This is a genomic window from Bradyrhizobium sp. 27S5, from assembly GCF_037217225.1.
Lineage (GTDB): Bacteria > Pseudomonadota > Alphaproteobacteria > Rhizobiales > Xanthobacteraceae > Bradyrhizobium > Bradyrhizobium septentrionale.
The window spans coordinates 2,911,000-2,931,765 of record NZ_CP147714.1 but is presented as its reverse complement, the minus strand read 5'-3'; the positions used below and the strand labels follow the sequence as shown (position 1 = coordinate 2,931,765).

General features: G+C 63.7%; 18 protein-coding genes. 4 read left to right on the top strand and 14 right to left on the bottom strand.

The window, feature by feature from the left end:
* Window positions 1-403 precede the first annotated feature (403 nt).
* From WDM24_RS13625 to WDM24_RS13600, 6 genes are all read right to left on the bottom strand, one after another.
* Window positions 404-661 carry a hypothetical protein gene (locus WDM24_RS13625; RefSeq protein ID WP_338831588.1) on the bottom strand — a complete coding sequence of 86 codons (258 nt, stop codon included), beginning with the start codon at window positions 659-661 and terminating at the stop codon, window positions 404-406.
* A 60-nt stretch (window positions 662-721) separates the two neighbouring features.
* The gene (locus WDM24_RS13620) at window positions 722-1,750 is read right to left on the bottom strand and encodes an NAD-dependent epimerase (protein ID WP_414645717.1); all 1,029 of its coding nucleotides are present in this window, start codon (window positions 1,748-1,750) and stop codon (window positions 722-724) included.
* Between the two features lie 108 nt (window positions 1,751-1,858).
* Window positions 1,859-2,275 carry a hypothetical protein gene (locus WDM24_RS13615; protein ID WP_166293739.1) on the bottom strand — a complete coding sequence of 139 codons (417 nt, stop codon included), beginning with the start codon at window positions 2,273-2,275 and terminating at the stop codon, window positions 1,859-1,861.
* A 55-nt stretch (window positions 2,276-2,330) separates the two neighbouring features.
* Complete coding sequence (locus WDM24_RS13610; RefSeq protein WP_166293738.1) at window positions 2,331-2,609, bottom strand: hypothetical protein; 279 nt, start codon at window positions 2,607-2,609, stop codon at window positions 2,331-2,333.
* 620 nt (window positions 2,610-3,229) lie between these two features.
* On the bottom strand, window positions 3,230-3,388 hold the full coding sequence (locus tag WDM24_RS13605; RefSeq protein ID WP_165128757.1) for a hypothetical protein: 159 nt from the start codon (window positions 3,386-3,388) through the stop codon (window positions 3,230-3,232).
* A gap of 459 nt (window positions 3,389-3,847) precedes the next feature.
* Window positions 3,848-4,000, bottom strand: coding sequence for a hypothetical protein (locus WDM24_RS13600; RefSeq protein WP_338698585.1), 153 nt, complete (start codon window positions 3,998-4,000; stop codon window positions 3,848-3,850).
* A 258-nt stretch (window positions 4,001-4,258) separates the two neighbouring features.
* On the opposite strand from WDM24_RS13600, the gene WDM24_RS13595 reads away from it, so the two are divergent.
* The gene (locus WDM24_RS13595) at window positions 4,259-5,236 is read left to right on the top strand and encodes a Ku protein (RefSeq protein WP_338831587.1); all 978 of its coding nucleotides are present in this window, start codon (window positions 4,259-4,261) and stop codon (window positions 5,234-5,236) included.
* 212 nt (window positions 5,237-5,448) lie between these two features.
* Here WDM24_RS13595 and WDM24_RS13590 read toward each other — a convergent pair whose 3' ends face one another.
* A complete protein-coding gene (locus WDM24_RS13590; protein ID WP_029084091.1) occupies window positions 5,449-5,613 on the bottom strand; it encodes a Flp family type IVb pilin in 165 nt (54 codons plus the stop codon).
* Window positions 5,614-5,935: 322 nt separating this feature from the next.
* Between WDM24_RS13590 and WDM24_RS13585 the strand changes: the two genes are divergently transcribed.
* Both WDM24_RS13585 and WDM24_RS13580 read left to right on the top strand, forming a co-directional pair.
* On the top strand, window positions 5,936-7,570 hold the full coding sequence (locus tag WDM24_RS13585) for a thiamine pyrophosphate-requiring protein (protein WP_338831586.1): 1,635 nt from the start codon (window positions 5,936-5,938) through the stop codon (window positions 7,568-7,570).
* 83 nt (window positions 7,571-7,653) lie between these two features.
* A complete protein-coding gene (locus tag WDM24_RS13580; RefSeq protein ID WP_338831585.1) occupies window positions 7,654-8,868 on the top strand; it encodes an NAD(P)/FAD-dependent oxidoreductase in 1,215 nt (404 codons plus the stop codon).
* A 51-nt stretch (window positions 8,869-8,919) separates the two neighbouring features.
* On the opposite strand, the gene WDM24_RS13575 is transcribed toward WDM24_RS13580, so the two are convergent.
* The 7 genes from WDM24_RS13575 to WDM24_RS13545 all read right to left on the bottom strand — a co-directional run bounded on the left by WDM24_RS13575 (window position 8,920) and on the right by WDM24_RS13545 (window position 18,198).
* Window positions 8,920-10,164 carry an ABC transporter substrate-binding protein gene (locus tag WDM24_RS13575; protein WP_338831584.1) on the bottom strand — a complete coding sequence of 415 codons (1,245 nt, stop codon included), beginning with the start codon at window positions 10,162-10,164 and terminating at the stop codon, window positions 8,920-8,922.
* A gap of 41 nt (window positions 10,165-10,205) precedes the next feature.
* On the bottom strand, window positions 10,206-11,687 hold the full coding sequence (locus tag WDM24_RS13570) for an ATP-binding cassette domain-containing protein (protein WP_166293729.1): 1,482 nt from the start codon (window positions 11,685-11,687) through the stop codon (window positions 10,206-10,208).
* Entirely contained in the window at window positions 11,687-12,613 is a 927-nt protein-coding gene (locus tag WDM24_RS13565; RefSeq protein ID WP_338698572.1) for a branched-chain amino acid ABC transporter permease, read from the bottom strand. Before WDM24_RS13565 ends, WDM24_RS13570 begins: the two co-directional genes overlap by 1 nt.
* A 1-nt stretch (window position 12,614) precedes the next feature.
* Window positions 12,615-13,490 (bottom strand): branched-chain amino acid ABC transporter permease, encoded by an 876-nt coding sequence (locus WDM24_RS13560; RefSeq protein WP_018270667.1) that lies wholly within the window; start codon window positions 13,488-13,490, stop codon window positions 12,615-12,617.
* Between the two features lie 94 nt (window positions 13,491-13,584).
* Window positions 13,585-14,808, bottom strand: coding sequence for an ABC transporter substrate-binding protein (locus WDM24_RS13555; protein WP_338832385.1), 1,224 nt, complete (start codon window positions 14,806-14,808; stop codon window positions 13,585-13,587).
* Between the two features lie 1,098 nt (window positions 14,809-15,906).
* Complete coding sequence (locus WDM24_RS13550; RefSeq protein WP_338831583.1) at window positions 15,907-17,502, bottom strand: MDR family MFS transporter; 1,596 nt, start codon at window positions 17,500-17,502, stop codon at window positions 15,907-15,909.
* A gap of 159 nt (window positions 17,503-17,661) precedes the next feature.
* Window positions 17,662-18,198 carry a YcgN family cysteine cluster protein gene (locus WDM24_RS13545; RefSeq protein ID WP_338831582.1) on the bottom strand — a complete coding sequence of 179 codons (537 nt, stop codon included), beginning with the start codon at window positions 18,196-18,198 and terminating at the stop codon, window positions 17,662-17,664.
* 287 nt (window positions 18,199-18,485) lie between these two features.
* Here WDM24_RS13545 and WDM24_RS13540 point away from each other — a divergent pair, with 287 nt between their 5' ends.
* The gene (locus WDM24_RS13540) at window positions 18,486-20,765 is read left to right on the top strand and encodes a PBP1A family penicillin-binding protein (RefSeq protein WP_338832384.1); all 2,280 of its coding nucleotides are present in this window, start codon (window positions 18,486-18,488) and stop codon (window positions 20,763-20,765) included.
* Window position 20,766: the final 1 nt, after the last annotated feature.

The following is a 20,766-nucleotide window of genomic DNA, read 5'->3' as shown; positions in this document are numbered from 1 at the left end:
CGATTGATGGGACTCGCTCTGCGCATAACAGGTTGAACCGAGCAGCATGGATGTGGGCAGCGAACGCCGCGGTCTGCACGGATCGCAGAATGTTTCGATCCATTACGGATAGTGAGACATCGTCTGATTTGATCCGTTCTGATCGGCTCTGACGATGCACCGGAAGCTTTCAACGCGCGACGTCCGGCCACGCACAATATTCGCCTCGAACCGGAGCCGAACGCGACAATGCTATTCCAATTCGAGAGATGGCATCGATGCGTTTTCGGCCCTGGACGGATGGAGCGAACGCCTTCGCGCTTCGTCCCCGCATTGGCGCATGGCACGATCATCGCGACGAGCGGCAATTCGTGCGCCAACTGCCATAAGCATCGCTAATTCGTAACGGCGTCGCGATCGCACGCTATTTCGATTTGGCAGCGGCGGCGTCGTCCATCTTGCCGCCATTGGCGACGCATTTGTTGAAGTAGTCGCGCTGGACCTTCGCATTGCCGTTCGCGCTGCTGGATGCCGGATTGCCCGGCTGCCGGGGCGGAAATGCCTTCGCCACCAGCGCATCGCAGGCGCGTGCCACCTTGACGTCGATCGCGCGCGCCGGAACGATTGCGCTGGAGACGATGGTCGCGGCCGAAACGACGGCAAAACCGATGATAACTCTCATTGTGAAACTCCGTTCCACGCCGAACCAGCTTTTCTCGCGCCCGGATTCGCAAGCAGCGCACTACGTCCGATCGACGTTGTGATAGGCCCGATACCAATCGACAAATCTGGCGATGCCGTCCTCGATCCGCGTCTGCGGCCGAAAGCCGATTTCGCGCTCGAGATCGGAGACATCGGCTGCCGTCTCCAGAACATCCCCAGGTTGCATCGGCAGCAACTGCTTTTCCGCCTGCCGGCCGAAGCCCTGCTCCAGCAGCCCCACCACATGCATCAGTTCTTCCGGCCTGGAGTTGCCGATATTATAGACCCGCCAGGGCGCCCTGCTCGACCCTGGATCGGGATGCCCGCCCGACCAGTTGGCATCGCCCTCAGGCGCGCGGCCGATCAGCCGCACCATCGCCTCGACCACGTCATCGACATAGGTGAAGTCGCGCCGCATCTGGCCGTTGTTGAACAATTGGATCGGCTTCCCCTTGGTGATCGCGTCCGCGAAGGCATAGAGCGCCATGTCCGGCCGATACCACGTCCCATACACGGTGAAGAAGCGCAGCCCGGTCGTCGGGATGCGATAGAGGTGGCTATAGGAATGGGCGAGCAGCTCGTTGGCCTTCTTGGTCGCGGCGTACAGGCTGACCGGATGATCGACATTGTCGTGGATCGAAAACGGCAGCTTGGTATTGGCGCCGTAGACCGACGATGAGGAGGCAAACAGCAGGTGCCGGCACGCGGTATGCCGGCAGCCCTCCAGCACATTGATGAACCCTTCCAGATTGGAATCCGCGTAGGCATGGGGGTTCTGCAGCGAGTAGCGCACGCCGGCCTGGGCGGCGAGATGCACCACGACCTCGAAGCGATAACGCTCGAACAGCGCCTTCATCCCGGCGCGGTCGGCGAGGTCGAGTTGCTGGAAGGTGAAGCCACGGTGCTGCTTGAGCAGGTCGAGCCGCGCACGCTTCAGCGCCGGGTCATAATAATCGTTCAGATTGTCGATGCCGATGACCGGCTGCCCTGCCCTCAGCAGGTGCTCTGCCAGATGGAAGCCGATAAAGCCGGCGCAGCCCGTGACGAGTAGATTGCCTGCGATCACCACGTCCTGCCTGTGCCTTTCGCCTTGCGCCGGAGCCGGCCGGATGCGCCGTCAAACGCGGCCGCAACGGCTGGCTGTGCATTCCGGCCGCAAGGCGCCTCGGATGGCGCGTCAGTTGCTGGCGGCCGGAGCCTTGTAGTCCGGAAAGCGGCTCAGGACTGCGGCCTTCACGAACTTGAAGTGCGCAATCTCGGTCGCCAATTCCTTCAGCCGGCGCTGGCCGTTCAAGATCTCGGCGTCAAACAGGTCTTGATGATGGTTGTCAAGCGCCTCGCGTTCCAGATATTCGTCGGTGCCGTTACCAAGCGTCACTGCGGCACGGGCCAGCACATCATCGACACGGCGGCCAAGGCCGGATTGCTCGCTTTCGGCGGCCTGCAGCGCGGCCTCGATTGCGGCCATGATCGATCCGATCCGGGCGCGATCGGTCTCGGCATCCCGCTCGGCCGAGCGTGCCTTGAAGCCTTCCTCGCCACGCCGCGACCGGGTCAGGTCGTGCGCGCGAGCCCGCAGAAACAGCTGAAACATCTGTCAGTATCCGGTTCGGGCCCATTCAGGCGGCATAGATCAAAATCGCCCGGTCTTAGTTAAAAAAGGGTGAATTGACCTGCTGCCCGGCCCTCAGGTCGGCCTTCCACTTGATCCAGGCCTTGTCGTGCTTGTCGTAGAGCTCGAGCCACCGTCCCTCGACGTCCGATGCACCCGGCTCCGCATCTCGCTCTCCGAGGTCCGGCAGCTGCGGCAGGGAGGTGTCCAACCCCTCGAATTCCGACGTCTCTTCGAGCGTAAGACCAACCAGCACGCGCCGGCCACTGACATCGACGACATACCGCCTCGGCGAATGACCCCTGAGATCACTCATGTTGTGCAAGTTCCCTCACGATGCGCAGGGCCAACGGCGACAAGAGGCCGGGACCCGAACCCAGCCCGGCTGCCGCAACGAAGACAGGATGACCGATTGCATGTCGCCCGCCAACCCCAACTCACCACAACGTCGCGCTACCTCGATCGAACTAACCCGTCCTTAGGCATATCTCTTCGGAAAACCGCTCCGCACTTTTCCGGATCATGCCTTAGAACGCGCGACGCATGTGCCCGAACGCCGTGACCGGCTGTTTCGGTCTCGACGATCTGGCGGCTGACGGCGCCACATACGGCGCATAGATTCGGTACCGCGCGCGGCGCTTGTGCGATCGCCACGAACGCGCGGCGAAACCGGCGAAAAAGCCTGCGACGAACACCGCCGCGAGAATAACAACAGAAGAAAGCATCACAGTCGTCCACATCAGCCTCGATGTTATTAACATTCCGAGTTGTGACGACATCATGATTGAGCGCGCCGAAAGATTGTTCAGCGGCCGAAATTTTTGTGCAACGGAACGGCGCGACAATAATCAGGCGCCGACGCCAGGTGTTCTCGCGCGACAAGTGTTGGCGAGAGACAAGTGTTCTCGAGAGAGAAGCGTTCTCGGCAGCGACGTCTCAGGAAAACCACCAGAGCATGAATTTCAGGAACATCGAGCTGAGAAGATAAATCCACCCCGCCATCGCCAGAACCGTCAATCCGACGAACGCGCCTGAAACGCTTTTCTCCTTGAAGCGCGCCAGCAGCGAGGTTTTTTCTTCTTGTTGATAGAACATCTCAAGCTCGAGGCAGATCTGATTCAAATCAGCTAGCAGTCAATTTCGATGATCTCGTGACGCGGCGCGAGGCAGCTATTCGCCCCGCGCATCACTGATCGTCATTGTGGAATTTTGTGAGACTGCGAGCCGCGAGCGATCGCTCAAGAAAAAATGTGCTTGGCTCAAGAAAATTCTACTCGACATGATCCGCGGTCGGACTGCAGCGGCGGCGATGGCCCGCACGCCGGAACTTTTCGCGTGCATCATCGTAACATCGGCGTCGACCGCAACCTGTCTTGAGTCAAGGCGATCGAACACGAGAACGCCGTGGCGGATCGGGGCGGCTGCACACCTCACGTCTCCTCGCGGCGACTTTTGGCATGGACGATTCGTGAGGGGTCCGCGAGTTGTCGGTGGAGTGTTCCGCCACATCTCGATGAGCAATGAGCCTCACATGCGCAGTTAACGATAGGGGCTTCAGACGCGGAAGGAGACGAACCAGACAATGCCGAGGATCAGGACCGCGAGCCCTGTCGAGGCCGTGAGCAGCGCGAGAACCGAAGGTCCGGGCTCGGCCTGGCGCGCCTCGGTCGGGGTTTCGATGATCTGACCGTGTCGTTCCGTTGCCATGCCGACCTCATTGCTTAAGTGCCTGTAATTCCGGCGCTTGCCGCTCCCCTTCGAAAACCCAACGCCTGATCGGGAGCGATGTTCCGGGCCGTCCATGGGCGGGCGGCCGGCGATCCCGCCGCGGACCGCGTCAAACCGGCGCAGGCTCGAGGCCACGGTTAACGCCGTTGCGAGATTCACCAAGCCGTGTTGTTTCAAACTGGGGTTCCCGGTGTTATCCTCGACCGTTCCGTCGGTTGCGTTATCGGAGTTTTGCCTATGGCCCCCCGCGCCAACTGGAAGGGCTTTTTGCGCCTTTCGCTCGTGACCTGCCCCGTTGCCCTGTACCCGGCGACGTCGGATACCGAAAAGGTCTCCTTCAACCAGATCAACCGCAAGACCGGCCACCGGATCAAATACGCCAAGGTCGACGCGGAGACCGGCGAGGAAGTGGCCACCGACGACATCATGAAGGGCTACAAGGTCGACACCGACACCTATATCGAGGTCACCAAGGAAGAGCTCGACGATATCGCGCTGGATTCGACCCGCACCATCGAGATCGACGAATTCGTGCCGCGCACCGAGATCGACAGCCGCTATCTGATCCGCCCCTATTACCTCGTTCCCGACGGCAAGGTCGGCCACGACGCCTTTGCGGTGATCCGCGAGACCATCCGCAGCCTGAACAAGGTCGCGATCGGCCGCGTGGTGCTGACCAACCGCGAGCACATCATCGCGCTCGAGCCGCTCGACAACGGGCTGATGGGCACGCTGCTGCGCTACCCCTATGAGGTGCGCAGCGAGAAGGAGTATTTTGACGACATCCAGGATGTGAAGATCACCAAGGACATGCTCGATCTTGCCAAGCACATCGTCGAGCAGAAGTCCGCCGAGTTCGATCCGGAGGATTTCGAGGACCGCTACGAGCAGGCGCTGATCGATCTGATCAACCAGAAGCGCAACGGCATCAAGATCGCCAAGCCCGCGGCGAAGACCAGCGGCAACGTCATCAACCTGATGGACGCGCTGAAGAAGAGCCTCGCCAACGAGAAGCAGGCGGCTCCTGCCAAGGCTGAGGCCAAGGCGGCGAAGGACAAGAAGCCGAAGAAGCGCATCGAGGGCCAGCGCGAGATGCTGCTGCCGATCTCGGGCAGCGGCAAGCGCGAGCCGAAGGAGGCGGTCAAGCCCGAGCCGAAGAAGGCCGAGAAGCCGGCGCGCGCGCAAGGCACCACGGCGCGCAAGAAGGCGGGCTGAGCGGGCGTCACCCGGCGATAGCAACAGGCCGCCGGCTACATCATAAGATTATTTGAAGACGCCCAGCAGGAGGCACGCTGGTCGATCGCGGTCGAGCATCTGATCAACGCTGCGCAACGAGGGGCTGGCTGATGTTTGTGCACATCGCGATGTTGCGCGCGTTGAACGGGGACGATTGAATCCGGAAGAATGCGAAGCGTTTCCGACCGCGCTTACTTGAAGGCCGAACTGACGGCGTTGAACTGACCGCTCACACTGGTGCCGATGCCCCTGACGCCGGCGACGATCACGATGCTGATGCCGCCAGCAATGATGGCGTATTCGATCGCCGTCGCGCCGACCTCATCACCCAGAAATCTTGCAAGCAAAGCGCGCATGAAAAGCTCCTGTCCGACGCTCGCGGCTTTTTCTCCCGCGCCGTAGCAATATGCCAGCAAAACTAGGTCACATTGGTTGACGGCCCGTTGAGGGACAGGATGAACGGTCGCTTAAAGGTTGCACAGAAACTGGATGCTAGTTCTGCCTGCAGCTTCCCGCCAGCCGGCAAGGCGCCAAGCCGCGATTGGGCGTAAACGCATATCAGGACTACCTGATCCGGCCCCGGCCGCGCTTTACCGGTCGACGGAATCCTGTTCCTTTATCGGACAGGACGACAACGAGGCCGGACCAAACCGGCCGCATCCAGAGGGAGTGACCGTCATGAAGCTCGGCACCGCGATCGCGGAAATCATGAAGCGCGAGGGCATCGAGATCCTCACGGGCTACCCGGTCAACCACCTGATCGAATACGCCGCCAGTGCCGACATCCGCCCGGTGATGGTGCGCCAGGAGCGCATCGGCGTGCACATGGCAGACGCGATCTCCCGCGTCACCTCGGGTGAGAAGATCGGCGCCTTCTGCATGCAGCACGGCCCGGGCGCTGAGAACGCGATGGGCGGCGTCGCGCAGTGCTATGGCGAATCCGTGCCGGTGCTGGTGCTGCCGATGGGCTATGCGCGCAGGCTTGCCAACATCGATCCGAACTTTAATTCCAGCCAGGCGATGAAGGCGTTCTCGAAGTCGTCCGAGCCGATCAACATCGCCGCGGAGGTCTGCAACATCTTCCGCCGCGCCTTCACCAAATTGAAGAACGGCCGTGGCGGGCCGGTGATCGTCGAAATCCCGGCCGACATGTGGAACGAGGAGGTGCCGGAGCCCTTGAACTACACGCCGGTGCTGCGCACCCGCTATGGCGCCGACCCCGTGCATGTGAAAGAGGCCGCGGCGCTGCTCGTGAATGCAAAACGTCCGGTGATCTATGCCGGCCAGGGCGTGCATTATGCAAAGGCCTGGCCGCAGCTGAAGCGCCTCGCCGAACGGCTCGCGATCCCCGTCACCACGAGCCTCGGCGGCAAGTCGTCCTTCCCGGAGACGCATCCGCTGTCGCTCGGCTCCGGCGGCCTTGCGGTGCCGCGCGCGGTGCCGAAATTCCTCGCCGAAGCCGACGTGATCTTCGGCATCGGCTGCTCCTTCACCGAGACGTCGTTCGGCATCGCGATGCCGAAGGGCAAGACCATCATCCATTCGACGCTCGATCCGAACCACATCAACAAGGATGTCGAGGCCAGGATTGGCCTCGTCGGCGATGCCGGGCTCGTGCTCGATGCGCTGCTGGAGGAGATCGGCAAGACCGTGACCGCGGACCGCAACGCGAACGCCGTCGCCGAGGAGATCGCCGCGTCCCACAAGGAGTGGCTCGCCAAATGGATGCCGAAGCTGACGCACAACGACGCGCCGCTCAATCCCTACCGCGTGCTGTGGGACCTGCAACACACCGTCGACATTCACAACACCATCATCACCCACGACGCCGGCAGCCCGCGCGACCAGCTCTCGCCGTTCTGGAAGTCGGTCGAGCCGCTGTCCTATATCGGCTGGGGCAAGACCACGCAGCTCGGCTACGGCCTCGGCCTCGCGATGGGCGCCAAACTGGCAAAACCGGACAAACTCTGCATCAATGTCTGGGGCGACGCCGCGATCGGCTTCACGGGGATGGATTTCGAGACCGCGGTGCGCGAGCGGATTCCGATCATGTCGATCCTGCTCAACAATTTCTCGATGGCGATCGAACTGAAGGTGATGCCGATCTCGACCGAGAAATACCGCTCGACCGACATCTCCGGCGATTACGCGGCGATGGCGCGTGCCTTCGGCGGCTATGGCGAGCGGGTGACCAGGCCCGAAGACATCATCCCCGCGATCAAGCGCGGCATCCAGAAGACCAAAGAAGGCGTGCCGGTGCTCTTGGAATTCATCACCAGCAAGGAGACCGAGGTGTCGCGGCCGGGGACGTGACGGCACTTCGCACACCCCTCACCCACTTGATTTGACCCTGCCTGCGCAGGCAAGCTGCCTCCGACGGAAGATCGGAGGGAGAGATGGCGCGCATCCTGGTGCTGGGGGCCGGCTTTGCCGGGCTGTGGGCGGCGCTTGGTGCTGCGCGTAAGCGCGACGAGATCGGCGCGCGGGCGGCGGACACCGAGATCCTCGTCGTCGACCGCAACGCCTACCACAACATCCGGGTGCGCAATTACGAGGTCGATCTCGCCGACGTCGCGTTGCCGCTCAAGGACCTGCTCGATCCGGTCGGCGTCGGGCATAGGGTGGCCGATGTCGCGGCGATCGATCCGGCGAAGCGCGAGGTCACGGTCAGGACGGGCGCAGGCGCCGAGCAGCTGAGCTACGACCGGCTGGTGCTGACCACCGGCAGCGAACTGGTGCGCCCCGCCATATCCGGCCTTGCCGCCCATGGCTTCGACGTCGACACCTATGAAGCTGCCATCAAGCTCGACGCGCATCTGGCCGCGCTCGGCAAGCAACCACCGTCGCAGGCCCGCACGACGGTCGTAGTCGTCGGCGCCGGCTTCACCGGGATCGAGGTCGCGGCCGAGATGCAGGCCAAGCTCGCCCACGCCGGCATCTCCAGCGACCGCCGCATCATCCTGATCGATCCCAACCCCGTGGTCGGCGCGACCTTCGGCGCGCATGGCCGCCCGGTCATCAACGAAGCGCTGTCCGCGCTCGGCGTCGAGACGCGGCTGAATGTCAGGGTCAACGCCGTCGATGCCACGAGCATCACGCTAAGCTCGGGCGAGATCATTCCGACGGAGACCGTGGTGTGGTGCGGCGGCATGCGCGCCAGCCACCTCGCCGCAACGCTGCCGGTCAAGCGCGACGCGCTCGGCCGCCTCGCCGTAGACCACTTCATGCGCGCCGAGGGCATGGCGGACGTGTTCGCCGCCGGCGATATCGCGGCCTGCCTGATCGACGGCGAGCATCCGACCGTGATGTCCTGCCAGTTCGCGCGGCCGATGGGCCGCTTTGCCGGCCACAATGTGATGGCGGATCTGTTCGGTGAAAAGCTATTGCCGCTCACCATCGACTGGTATGTGACGGTGCTCGATCTCGGCGCCTGGGGCGCGCTCTACACCACCGGCTGGGACCGCGAGGTGCACACCACGGGCGCCGCCGCAAAACTCACCAAGCAGACCATCAACCAGCGGCGCATCTATCCGCCGCGCAACGGCGATCGCGCCGCACTGCTTGCGGCCGCGGCGCCGACGATCCAGGCGGCCCCGCCGACGCGCAAGTAAGAAGGGCGGCCACCGTGTGACCGCCCTTCGTTTCTCTTGATGCTCGCGCGATTACTGCGACAGCTTCACAAAGTTCGGAAACTTCAGCTTGCCCTCGGCGATCGCCTTCGGCCACACCGTGATCTGCTTGCCGCTTTGCCACTGGAACACGAGGCCAGTGACGGCGCCCGGGCCGGACTTGATGCCGTGGGTGAACTCGTCGTTCTTGCCGTAGAACTGGATCTTGCCGATGGTGCCGTCGAAGTCGGTCTTCTCGAGCTCGGCGACCATCTTGTCTGGATCGGTCGAGCCGGCGCGTTGGATCGCCTCGGCGATGATGTAGACCTCGTCATAGGCGGTGTAGCCGGTATAGGCCGGCGGCGTGCCGAACTTGGCCTTGAAGGCGGCCGCGAACGGCTTTGTCTTGGGCGTCACCGCGACATCGGGCGTCGCCACCGCGAGCGACGGCACGCCCTCGGCGGCGCCGTTGGTGTCGCCCCAGAACGACGGGCTCAGCGCCTGCGCGCTGATGCCGAACATCGGGATCGGCACCTGCTGGTTCTTCCATTGCACCGTCGGCTGCACGCCGACATGGGAGATGCCGGTCACGATCACGTCGGGTTTTGCGCTCTCCATCTTGTTGAAGATCGGCGTGAAGTCGGTGGTATCGGGCGAGAAGCGGATGTGCTCGACCACCTTCAACCCGGCCTTCGGCAGGCAGGCCTCGTAGCCGACATCGAGCGGCTTGGTCCAGGCCGCGTCCTCGCTCATGATCGCCGCCGACTTGAACTTGAGCTGGTCGACCAGGAGCTCCTTGGCGGCGTCGCAAACGAGCTGCGCCTGCGCCGCCGAGGTCAGATAGCCGTGGAAGGTGTACTTGTTCTTCTCATAGTCGTTGTGGATTGCCTTGGTGATCTCGTTGGAGGCGGCGCCGGGCGTGATCAGCGGCATCTTCAGCCGCGACGCCCACGGCTCCAGCGCCAGCACGACCTCGCTGATGTAGCTTGCGATCACGGCGGAAACCTTGTCCTCGCTCACCGCGCGCTGGAAGGCCCGCACCGAGTCGGCCGACGAGCTCTTGTTGTCGTAGGTGACGATCTCGATCTTGCGGCCCATCACGCCGCCCTTGGCGTTGATCTCGTCGGCCGCGATCTGCGCGCCGCCCGGCGTTGCCGCACCTGCGATCGACTGCACCTCGGCGATGACACCGATCTTGATCGGATCGTTGGACTGCGCATAGGCCGGCGCCGCGAGGCAGAGCGCGAGCGCGGAAGCCAAAAAGCTCACGCGGGTAGCGGTTGAATATCCTGTCATCATGATCTCCCTTGCTTTGCTTTCTTGCTTGAAGTTTTCGAACGTCAGAGAAAGTCTTTGCCGGCCTCCGCGGCGAACCGGCCGGGGTCGCCCTCCCAGACGATCCGCGCGTGCTCCAGCACATAGACGCGGTCGGCATGCGGAAGCGCAAACGTCACGTTCTGCTCGCCGAGCAGCACCGTGATCTTGGTGGTCTGGCGCAGCTTCTCCAGCGCCTTCGACAGCAGTTCGAGGATGACGGGCGCAAGTCCAAGCGTCGGCTCGTCGAGGATCAGGATCTGCGGCTGCATCATCAGCGCGCGGCCGATCGCCAGCATCTGCTGCTCGCCGCCGGACAGCGTCTGCGCCATCTGGCCCTGACGCTCCTTCAGGATCGGAAACAGTTCGAACAGCCAGGCGAGCTGTTTCGCCCGCGCCGCGTCGTCGAGATGCTGGCCGCCGAGATCGAGATTTTCCCGCACCGTCATCTCGCCGAACAGCTCGCGCGATTCCGGGCACTGCACGAGGCCCGAGCGGGCGATCTTGGCCGGCCCCGTGCCGCGCAACTTCTCGCCGCCGCGCAGGATCTCGCCGGTATAGGGCAGGAAGCCCGAGATGGTGTTGAACAGCGTGGTCTTGCCGGCGCCGTTCAACCCGACGATGGAGACGAACTCGCCCTCATGGACGTGGATCGAGACGTTCTCCAGCGCCTGCGCCTTGCCGTAATGCACGCTGACATTCTCGACCTGCAGCAGCGGCACCTTGTCCTTGAACGAGGTCTCGGGCCGCGCATGGGTTTCGATCGCGCCGCCGAGATAGACCCGCCGCACGGTCTCGTTCTTCATCACCTCATCGGCGCGGCCGGTCGTGATCTCCTCGCCGAGATACATCGCAAGCACGCGGTCGACCAGCGCCGCGACGCTCTTGACGTTGTGATCGACCAGCATCACCGCGCGGCCCTCGTCGCGGAAGCTGCGGATCAATTGCGAGAACGTTCCGACCTCGGTGCTGGTGAGGCCGGCGAAGGGCTCGTCGACCAGCACGACTTTTGGATCGCGCGCGATTGCCTTGGCCAATTCGAGCCGGCGCAGATCCGCGAATGGCAGCGTCGGTGGACGACGGTTCATCACCGCGCCAAGGCCGACGCGGTCGGCGATCCATTTGGCGCGCTCGGTCAGCGCCTTGTCGGGAAACAGCATGAACAGGCTGTCGGGCAATAGCGCGACCATGATGTTCTCCAGCACAGTCTGCCGGTTCAACGGCCGCGAGTGCTGGAACACCATGCCAAAGCCCTTGCGCGCGATCTTGTGCGCAGGCAGCCCGGCCACGTTCTCGCCTTCGAACAGCACCTCGCCCGCGGTCGGGCGCTCGATGCCCATCACGCTCTTCATCGCGGTCGACTTGCCCGAGCCGTTCGGCCCGATCAGGCCGAGGATCTCGCCGGGGCGCAGCTCGAAACTCAGATTCTTCACCGCGGTCAGGCCGCCGAACCGCTTGGTCAGGCCGCGCACCGCGAGCGTCGGGGTGGTGATCACAGTCTGGTCCATCAGGAGCGCGCCTCGCGTGACAGGGCCGCTCCGAGGAAACCGCCGGGGAAGAACAGCACGACGAGCAGCGCCACCGCCGAGACGATGAAGGTCGCAAGCTCGCCGGTCGGGCGCAGGAATTCGCCGGCCACGATCAGGAAGATCGCACCTAACGCAGCCCCCAGCACGGTGCGCCGGCCGCCAAGCACGGCGGAGACGATCACGTTCACGCCGACCGCGACGTCGACCACGGTGCCGACCGAGGCGGTGCCGAAGTAGAACACCAAAAGCGCCCCCGACAGGCCTGAGAAGAACGCGCTGACGATGAACGCCGCGAGCTTGTGCTTGACGATGTTGAAGCCGAGCGCGCCGGCCTGCACCGGGTCCTGCCCGCTCGCCTGCAGCACGAGGCCGACGGGCGATTGCGACAGGCCATAGAGGATGGCCGCGCTGATGGTCATGAAGCCGAGCGCGATCCAGTAATTGGCGCCGGCATTGATGGTGATGACATCTGGGATGGTGAGCCCGATCTCGCCACCGGTCAGGTCAGCAAACACCACGATGAAATTCTGCAGCATCAGCACCGCAACCAGCGTGGTCAGGCCGAAATACGGCCCCCTCACCCGCAGCGCCGGCAGTGCCAGCACGAAGCCCGCGACAACCGACGCCAGCGCGCCGAGCAGGATGCAGAGATAGACCGACCAGCCGAACTGGTTGTTAAGGATGCCCGCCGTGTAGGCGCCGGTGCCGATCAGGAAGGTCGGGCCGAAATTGACCTCGCCGGCAAAGCCGAACAGCAGGTCCCAGGCCATCGCGAACACGCCGAAATAAAACGCAACGGTGAGCAGGCCAAGGATGTAGCCCGAGACGTAGAACGGCAGCGTAGCGGCGACCACTACGCTAACCAGCGAAATGAAGAACAGGCGCGACGTGAAGAAGTTGGCCATGTCAGCGCCTCCCCAAGAGGCCCTGGGGCCGGATATACATCACGAACACGAGCAGCAGCAGAGCGGGGATGGTGCGATAGGCCGGCGAGATCATGTAGGCCGTGATGGTCTCGAGATAGCCGACGACGAAGGCCGCGATCAGCGAGCCCGAGACGCTGCCGAGGCCGCCGAGCACCACGATCGAGAACGCGCTCGCGGTCAGCGGCCCGACGCTGTAGGAGCTGACGCCGAGGAACATGCCGAGCAGCACGCCGGCGATGCCGGCGAGAATGCCGTAGATGCCCCACACCACGATATAGATCTGCGTGAGTTCGAGCCCGAGCAAGGTGACGCCGCGCGGGTTCATCGAGGCCGCCAGCACCGCTTTGCCGGTCCGGGTGCGGTTCACCAGAAGCCAGAGCAGACCGATCACGAGGCAGCACACCAGCGCGGTGAAGATGTTGTTGCGCGGCGTGCGGTTGCCGAAGATATCGACGACGCCCTCGACGATCGGCAGCACCGTCTTGGCGTTGTTGGTGAAGAAATAGGCGATCAGCTCCTGGATCATGATGCCCCACAGCAAGGTGCCGGTGAGGACGAAGATTTCCTTCTCCTCGTTGGGGATCCGCCTGGAATTCTGGATCGGCTTCACGACCGCGAAATAGGTCGCGAACGACACGATCAGCGCCACGCCGACACCGAACAACGCGCCGGTGTAGATGTCGAGGTGCAACACGCTGGCCGCGGCCCAGGCCGCGACCGCTGCGGCCACCATGATGGCACCGTGGGAGAGGTTGAGAACGCCGGAGACACCGAAGATCAGGGTGAAGCCGGTCGCGCCGAGTGCATAGAGCGCACTGATGGCAAAGCCATCGATCAGGATTTGTAAGGCGAGCATCTCAGATTGGCCGCGGCAGCAAGGCTGCCTGTTGTGGAGGACGCGAAACCGAAGACGGATGCTCCCGGGAGGGCCCCGGGAGCATGCTGACCGGTCAGTTCGTGGGGACCTTGACGAAGCTCGGGAACCTGAGATCGCTCTTGGCGACCTCCTTCGGCCAGACCGCGACCTGCTTGCCGCCCTGCCACTGCAGCATCAGTCCGGTGATCAGGCCCTTGCCGTACTTGATCGAATGGGTGAACGGGTCGTCCTTGCCGTAGAACTGGACGCGTCCGATGGTGCCTTCCCAGTCGGTCTTCTCCAGCGCATCGACCATCTTGTCGGCCTCGACCGAGCCGGCGCGCTTCACCGCATCGGCGATGTAGTAGACCTCGTCATAGGCGGTGTAGCCGGCGTAGGACGGATAGTTGCCGTAGCGCTTCTTGAAGTCCTCCGCGAACGGCACCGACTTCGGCGTCACCGCGACGTTCGGGCCCGACACGCCCTGATACAGCACGCCTTCCGCCGCATCGTTGGTGTCCTTGCCGAAGGTCTCGTTGGTCGCCTGCGAGGAAATGCCGAACATCGGGATCGGCACCTGCTGGTTCTTCCACTGCACCGTCGGCTGTACGCCGACATGGGAGATGCCGGTGATGATCACGTCGGGCTTGGCGGCTTCGACCTTGTTGAAGATCGGCGTGAAGTCGGTGGTATCGGGCGAGAAGCGGATATGGTCGACGACCTTGAGCCCGATCTTCGGCAGGCACTCTTCATAGCCGACATCGAGCGGCTTGGTCCACGCCGCGTCCTCGCTCATGATGACTGCGGTCTTCATGTGCTTCTGATCGACCAGCAGGTCCTTGGCGGCATCGCACACCGACAGCGCCAGCGCCGCCGAGGTCAGGTAGCCGTGGAAGGTGTACTTGTTCTTCTCGTAATCGGCGTGAACGCTCTTGCTGATCTCGTTGGAGGCGGCGCCCGGCGTGACGAACGGCGTCTTCAGGCGCGAGGCCCACGGCTCCAACGCCAGCACGACTTCGCTGATATAGCTCGAGATGACGACGTTGACCTTGTCCTCGTTGACCGCGCGCTGGAATGCGCGCACCGAATCCGCCGAGGATGAGTGATTGTCGTAAGAGACGATTTCGATCTTGCGGCCGTCGATGCCGCCCTTGGCGTTGATCTCCTCGGCAGCGAGCTGCGCTGCCTGCGGGATCGACGCCCCGGCGATCGCCTGCGCCTCGGCGATCACGCCGATCTTGAGGGTATCGGCGGCCTGCGCTCCGCTCGGCGCCGCGGCCAGCAGGCCCAACACGGCCACTCCGGCAAGTTGCTGCATCGCATGAAAAGGCAGTCGCGATGTTGTTTTCACCCTGTTTCACTCCTCTTGTTCTTCTTCGGCCGCTTCCAGCTCTTGGGGCGGGACTATAGCTGCGACAAAATGCGCAGCAAGTGAAACTGCGCGCAGATCGCCATGCATCGACGGCAACTAAAGTAGTGGGTCGGCGCTTTCAGGCTGAACAAAGATGAGGCAGTGGGGGAATATGAGCGCGGGGCGCCGATCACTGAGTTGCCCGACGGCGCAAGCCCCTCGCGCAAAAATATTTCTGTTTATCGGCACACCCAACTCAGTGTATGAATTTCCCGTCTCACCCGATCGAGGGGCGCTGCGCATCGTCACGGGTGTTGCGGTGAGATGCGGTGGACGCTGATGTCACAACTGACGAACGTGACTGACGCGGACGGTGAAGTCGTGTGGTCCTGACGCCCTAGCGGCCGGTGTCCCCTTGTAAGACGCAATTGCGTCTTGCGAAGGCGGTGACAAACAAGCCCAGTCTCGCCGGGGAGAGCACGAAGTAAGCCGTAACCCATCGCGCAGGGAAAGCCGGAGTTTCCGGTTACACCTGTGGTCCTACCCCCGAGCTTTCTACCCTTTGCTCGGGGCCCATGGGTGCGATCGGCACCCGGCTTTCCCTGCGCCCTCTGCTCAACGAGAGGGCGGAACGAGATGCAAAGCTCGGACAAATCATGTCGCGAGAACGCGAAGCTGTATCCCCATCCTCACCTGTCATCGCCCGGCTCGACCGGGCGATCCAGTACGCCGCGGCCCATCCACTCAAGCACAACTGTCTCTGGAATACTGGATCGCCCGGTCAAGCCGGGCGATGACACCGAACAAGTGGTTTGACAGGTTGAATCGAGAACCATCCTCATCGTCGTCCTGGCCTAGTGCGCAATTGCGCACGGGAGCCAGGACCCATTACCCCAAATGCCAATTGTTGCGCGATGCTGGGGCCGCGATCCCTACGGCAACCAACACGCTGGTTATGGGTCACCTTCCGGCCTTCGCCGGGACGACAGCGGTGGACTTGGCGTGGTCACAGGATCATCCCTGCGTTCGTTCAGCGGGACGACAGCGGTAAGCTTGGCTCCCGCCCTACTCCGCCATCTCCGCCGGCGGCCGCGCGGCGGGGCCGGCGAGCGGGCGCTCTTCCATCGTGATCATGCAGATCGAAGCCGTGGTCAGCAGCACGGCGGCGGCGCCGAATACGTAGCGGAACGCCGTGATCATGTCGGCCATCGGGATCGCGCTCACGGCGCCTGCGGCCGCAGCATGATGCTCGCCGTTGAGCGAAATATCGGGGCCCAGCGTCATCAGCAAAATCGTGGTGAAGGCGGCGACCGTGAACGAAGCCATCATCGCGCGGAAGAAGTTCATCGCGCCGGTCACGGTGCCGACCTGCGGGCGCGCCACCGCGTTCTGCAGCGACACCACGCAGATCGGGAACGTAGTGCCGAGCCCGAGCGCGAACACGCTCATCAACAGCAGCAATCCCCACAGCGGCAGCGTCGTCACCGCCATGCCGACGGCGCAGATCGCGGCGACCGAGGTGCCGACGATCGCGACACGCTTGTAGTGCCTGGCCTTCGCCATCGTGCGGCCGGCGATCGCCGCACCGAAGGTCGAGATCGCCGCGAGCGGAATCAGCGCAAGGCCGGCCTCGCTGGCGGTGAGGTGATAGACCACCTCGTAATACAGCGGCAGGTGCACGGTGAGCCCGACCATGGCACCGAGCGCACAGCCGCCCGCGCCCATTGCGAACGGCACCACCGAGCCGCCGAGCAGCGACAACGGCAGGAACGGCTCGTCAGCCCGGCGCGCATGCCAGACGAAGGCGCCGGCGAGCGCGATCGAGGCGCCGATCATGGCCGTGATGGTCGGCGACAGCCAGGACAGACGGGTGCCGCCCCAGGTCAGCACCAGCATCAGCACGACGGCCGAGGCCATCAGCAGCACGCCGCCGAGCCAGTCGACCTTGCGCTTGCGGTGGAACACCGGGATCTTGCTCATCTTCGGCAGCAGCAGCGCCAGCGCCGCCGCCGCGAGCGGCAGGTTGATCCAGAAGATCATCGACCAGTGCAGATGCTCGGCGAACACGCCGCCGACGACGGGGCCGAGAATGCCGCCGGCCATCCAGACGCTGGAGAAATAAGCCTGATAGCGGCCACGCTCGCGCGGGGTGACCACGTCGGAGATCACGGTCTGGACAACCGGCATGATGCCGCCGCCGCCAAGCCCCTGCAGGCCGCGGGCAACGATCAGCATGGTCATGCTGGGGGCGATCGCGCACAGCACCGAGCCGACCACGAACAGGCTGAGCGAGGTGATGATCATGACGCGGCGGCCGTAGATGTCGCTCAGCGTCCCGAACACCGGCGCCACCGCGGTGGAGGCGAGCAGATAGGCCGTGATCACCCAGGACAGATTGGTGACGTCGTGAAACTGGCGTCCGATCGTCGGCAGCGCGGTCGCGACGATGGTCTGGTCGAGCGCGGCCAGGAACATCGTCAGCATCAGGCTGATCACGATGGTGCGAACTTCATCCGGATTGAGCGGTGCCGGCGGCGCCAGCGGCGGCGCGTCGCTGAGTTCGATCACCTCGCTCGGAAGGCGGGACAGCTCTTCGGCAATGTCGTCGGGCAATGTTGCTTGGTCGGCAGGAATCCGGCTCTGCCGTTCATACTTGTTCATTTGAGGCGTAATGCTGCTGCGCGGGCTGATCCCGCGATGGAATCATTCTCTGCTTCGCAATTTATGCAGCAAATCGATGCTGAGGCAGGCCCCCCAGCGCATGGGTGCATCCCGCCGCGACCTTCTCGCGATGACGTGATCGCAGCGCTCGTTGCGACGTCACGCCTTGGTCGTCTTGCCCAGCGCTTTCGGCCGCTTCTTCAGCCGTGCTTGCTTCGGCAACAATCCCGGCCAGCGCACGATGTGATCCTCGAGATCGGCGTCGTTGACGTCGATCTCGGTGCCCTGCACCCGCCCGCGCACCGACACGCCGGCTTCATGAACGGTGTTGGGGTCGCCCGAAATCAAAGGGTGCCACCAATAGAGGTCCCGCCCCTCGGCCACGAGCCGGTAGCCGCAGCTCGGCGGCAGCCAGTTCAGGGTCCGGACGTTTTCGGGCGTCAGGCGGATGCAATCCGGAACCTGGTCGGAGCGGTTCGGATAGTCCTTGCAGGTGCACAGGCCGGCATCGAGCAGCTTGCAGGAGATATGGGTGAAATAGATCTTGCCGGTGTCCTCGTCCTCGAGCTTCTCCAGGCAGCAACGTGCGCAGCCGTCACACAGGCTCTCCCATTCGTCGCCAGACATCTCTTCCAACGTCTTGGTTTTCCAGAAGAATCCATCCTGGTCCGACGGGCGCTTGGGCGGTGCGGTCATGATATCCCTGACATGGCGGTACAGCTCTTCTTGGGACGCCGGCGCCGGCTCCGCAAGGGGGAGCACCTGCGGGGTCGCAAAAGCCGGTGGGCAGCGTTAGGGCTTTCATTAAATTCGCCAGCCGCGCCATTGGTTTATGGCAGCCGCTCGGATAGAACAACGAACGAGTCCCCAACGACGCAAAAGCGCCTTGGGATTGCCGCAACATCGAAGCAAGACGCTGGCCTGTGCCCGTTTTGGGCAGGCGCAGCGCTGTCGAACTGATCAAGGGTCCGGTCCGCCAGATCATGCCGTCGCATTGGAAACAGAAGGTTCGGAACTTCTTCCTGGACCTCGATGCGCGTATCGACTCGACGCTGTTCTCGTCGGGCAAGGGCCTGCGCGAGCTTTACGAGCGCTATTCCACCTTCATGGACCGCTTCTATGTCGGCCGCTGGAAGCGGTGGGTGTTCATCGAGCCGCTGTCGGAAGCCGCAACCATTGGGCTCGGCGGCATGATCCTGATGCTGACGCTCGCGATCCCCGCCTTCCGCGAGACCGCAGATGAGGACTGGCTGAAGAAGTCCGATCTCGCGGTGACCTTCCTCGACCGCTACGGCAACCCGATCGGCAGCCGCGGCATCAAGCATAACGACTCGATCCCGCTGGAAGACTTTCCGGACAATCTGATCAAGGCGACGCTCGCTACCGAAGACCGCCGCTTCTATGACCATTTCGGCATCGACTTTCCGGGCCTCGCCCGCGCGCTCGTCACCAACGCGCAGGCCGGCGGCGTCCGCCAGGGCGGCTCGTCGATCACCCAGCAGCTCGCCAAGAACCTGTTCCTGAACAACGAGCGCACCATCGAGCGCAAGGTGAAGGAAGCCTTCCTCGCGATCTGGCTCGAGACGCGCCTCACCAAGAACGAGATCCTGAAGCTCTATCTCGACCGCGCCTATATGGGCGGCGGCACTTTCGGTGTCGACGGCGCGGCGCATTTCTACTTCAACAAGTCGGTGCGCGACGTGAACCTCGCGGAAGCCGCGATGCTCGCCGGCCTGTTCAAGGCGCCGACCAAATACGCCCCGCACATCAACCTGCCCGCGGCGCGCGCCCGCGCCAACGTCGTGCTCGACAACCTCGTCGATGCCGGATTCATGACCGAGGGCCAGGTGTTCGGCGCCCGCCGCAACCCGGCGATCGCGGTCGACCGGCGCGACGAGAACTCGCCGAACTACTATCTCGACTACGCCTTCGACGAGATGCGCAAGCTGGTCGACACCTTCCCGAAATCCTACACCGAGCGTGTTTTCGTGGTCCGCACCGCGATCGACATGAACGTGCAGAAGGCGGCCGAGGAAGCGATCGAGAACCAGCTCCGGCAGTTCGGGCGTGATTATCACGCGACGCAGGCGGCGACCGTGGTGTCCGATCTCGACGGCGGCATCCGCGCCATGGTCGGCGGACGCGACTACGGCGCGAGCCAGTTCAACCGCGCCGTCGACGCCTATCGCCAGCCCGGTTCGTCGTTCAAGCCTTACGTCTACACCACGGCGCTATTGAACGGCTACACGCCGAACTCGAAGATCGTCGACGGCCCGGTCTGCATCGGCAACTGGTGCCCGCAGAACTATGGCCACTCCTATTCCGGCTCGGTGACGCTGACGCAGGCGATCACCCGGTCGATCAACGTGGTGCCGGTAAAGCTTTCGATCGAGCTCGGCAAAAACATTGGTGGCCCGAAGGCCGGCCGCGCCAAGATCGTCGAGGTCGCGCGCCGCTTCGGCCTCAAGGCGCCGCTGCCCGATACGCCGTCGCTGCCGATCGGCTCCGACGAAGTCACGGTGATCGAGCACGCGGTGGCGTATGCGACCTTCCCGAACCGCGGCAAGGCGGTGACGCCGCATTCGGTGCTCGAGGTGCGCACCGGCGCCGGCGACCTGGTGTGGCGCTGGGACCGCGACGGGCCGAAGCCGCGGCAGGCCATTCCGCCGAACATCGCCGCCGACATGGCCGGCATGATGAGCCACGTGGTGAGCGAAGGCACCGCGCGGCGCGCCGCGCTCGACGGTATTCCGACCGCGGGCAAGACCGGCACCACCAACGCCTATCGCGACGCCTGGTTCGTCGGCTACACCGGCAACTTCACCTGCGCGGTCTGGTACGGCAATGACGATTATTCGCCGACCAACCGCATGACCGGCGGCTCGCTGCCGGCGCAGACCTGGCACGACATCATGGTCGCCGCGCATCAGGGTGTTGAGGTGAAAGAACTCAACGGCGTCGGCATGGGCCAGAAACTGCCGCCGCAGCCGGCGCAGGCCAATGCCCAGGCCAACGCAGCGCCGCGCATATTGGAGACCAAGCCGGGTCCGCCGCCGGTGCTGACCAAGCGCGGTGCCGATATCCTGGTGCGGGTCGAGAAGCTGCTCGATGACGCCGCCAAGACCGCCAACAAAACCACGCTGAACGAGCCCTCGAAGGCCGGCAAGCCGGAATCCTCGAGCGCGCTGGCGTTCCCCGAAAATTACATTGCCGCGGCCGGGCCGGACGGCGCGACAACAACTCCTGCGCCACGCAAGAACTGAC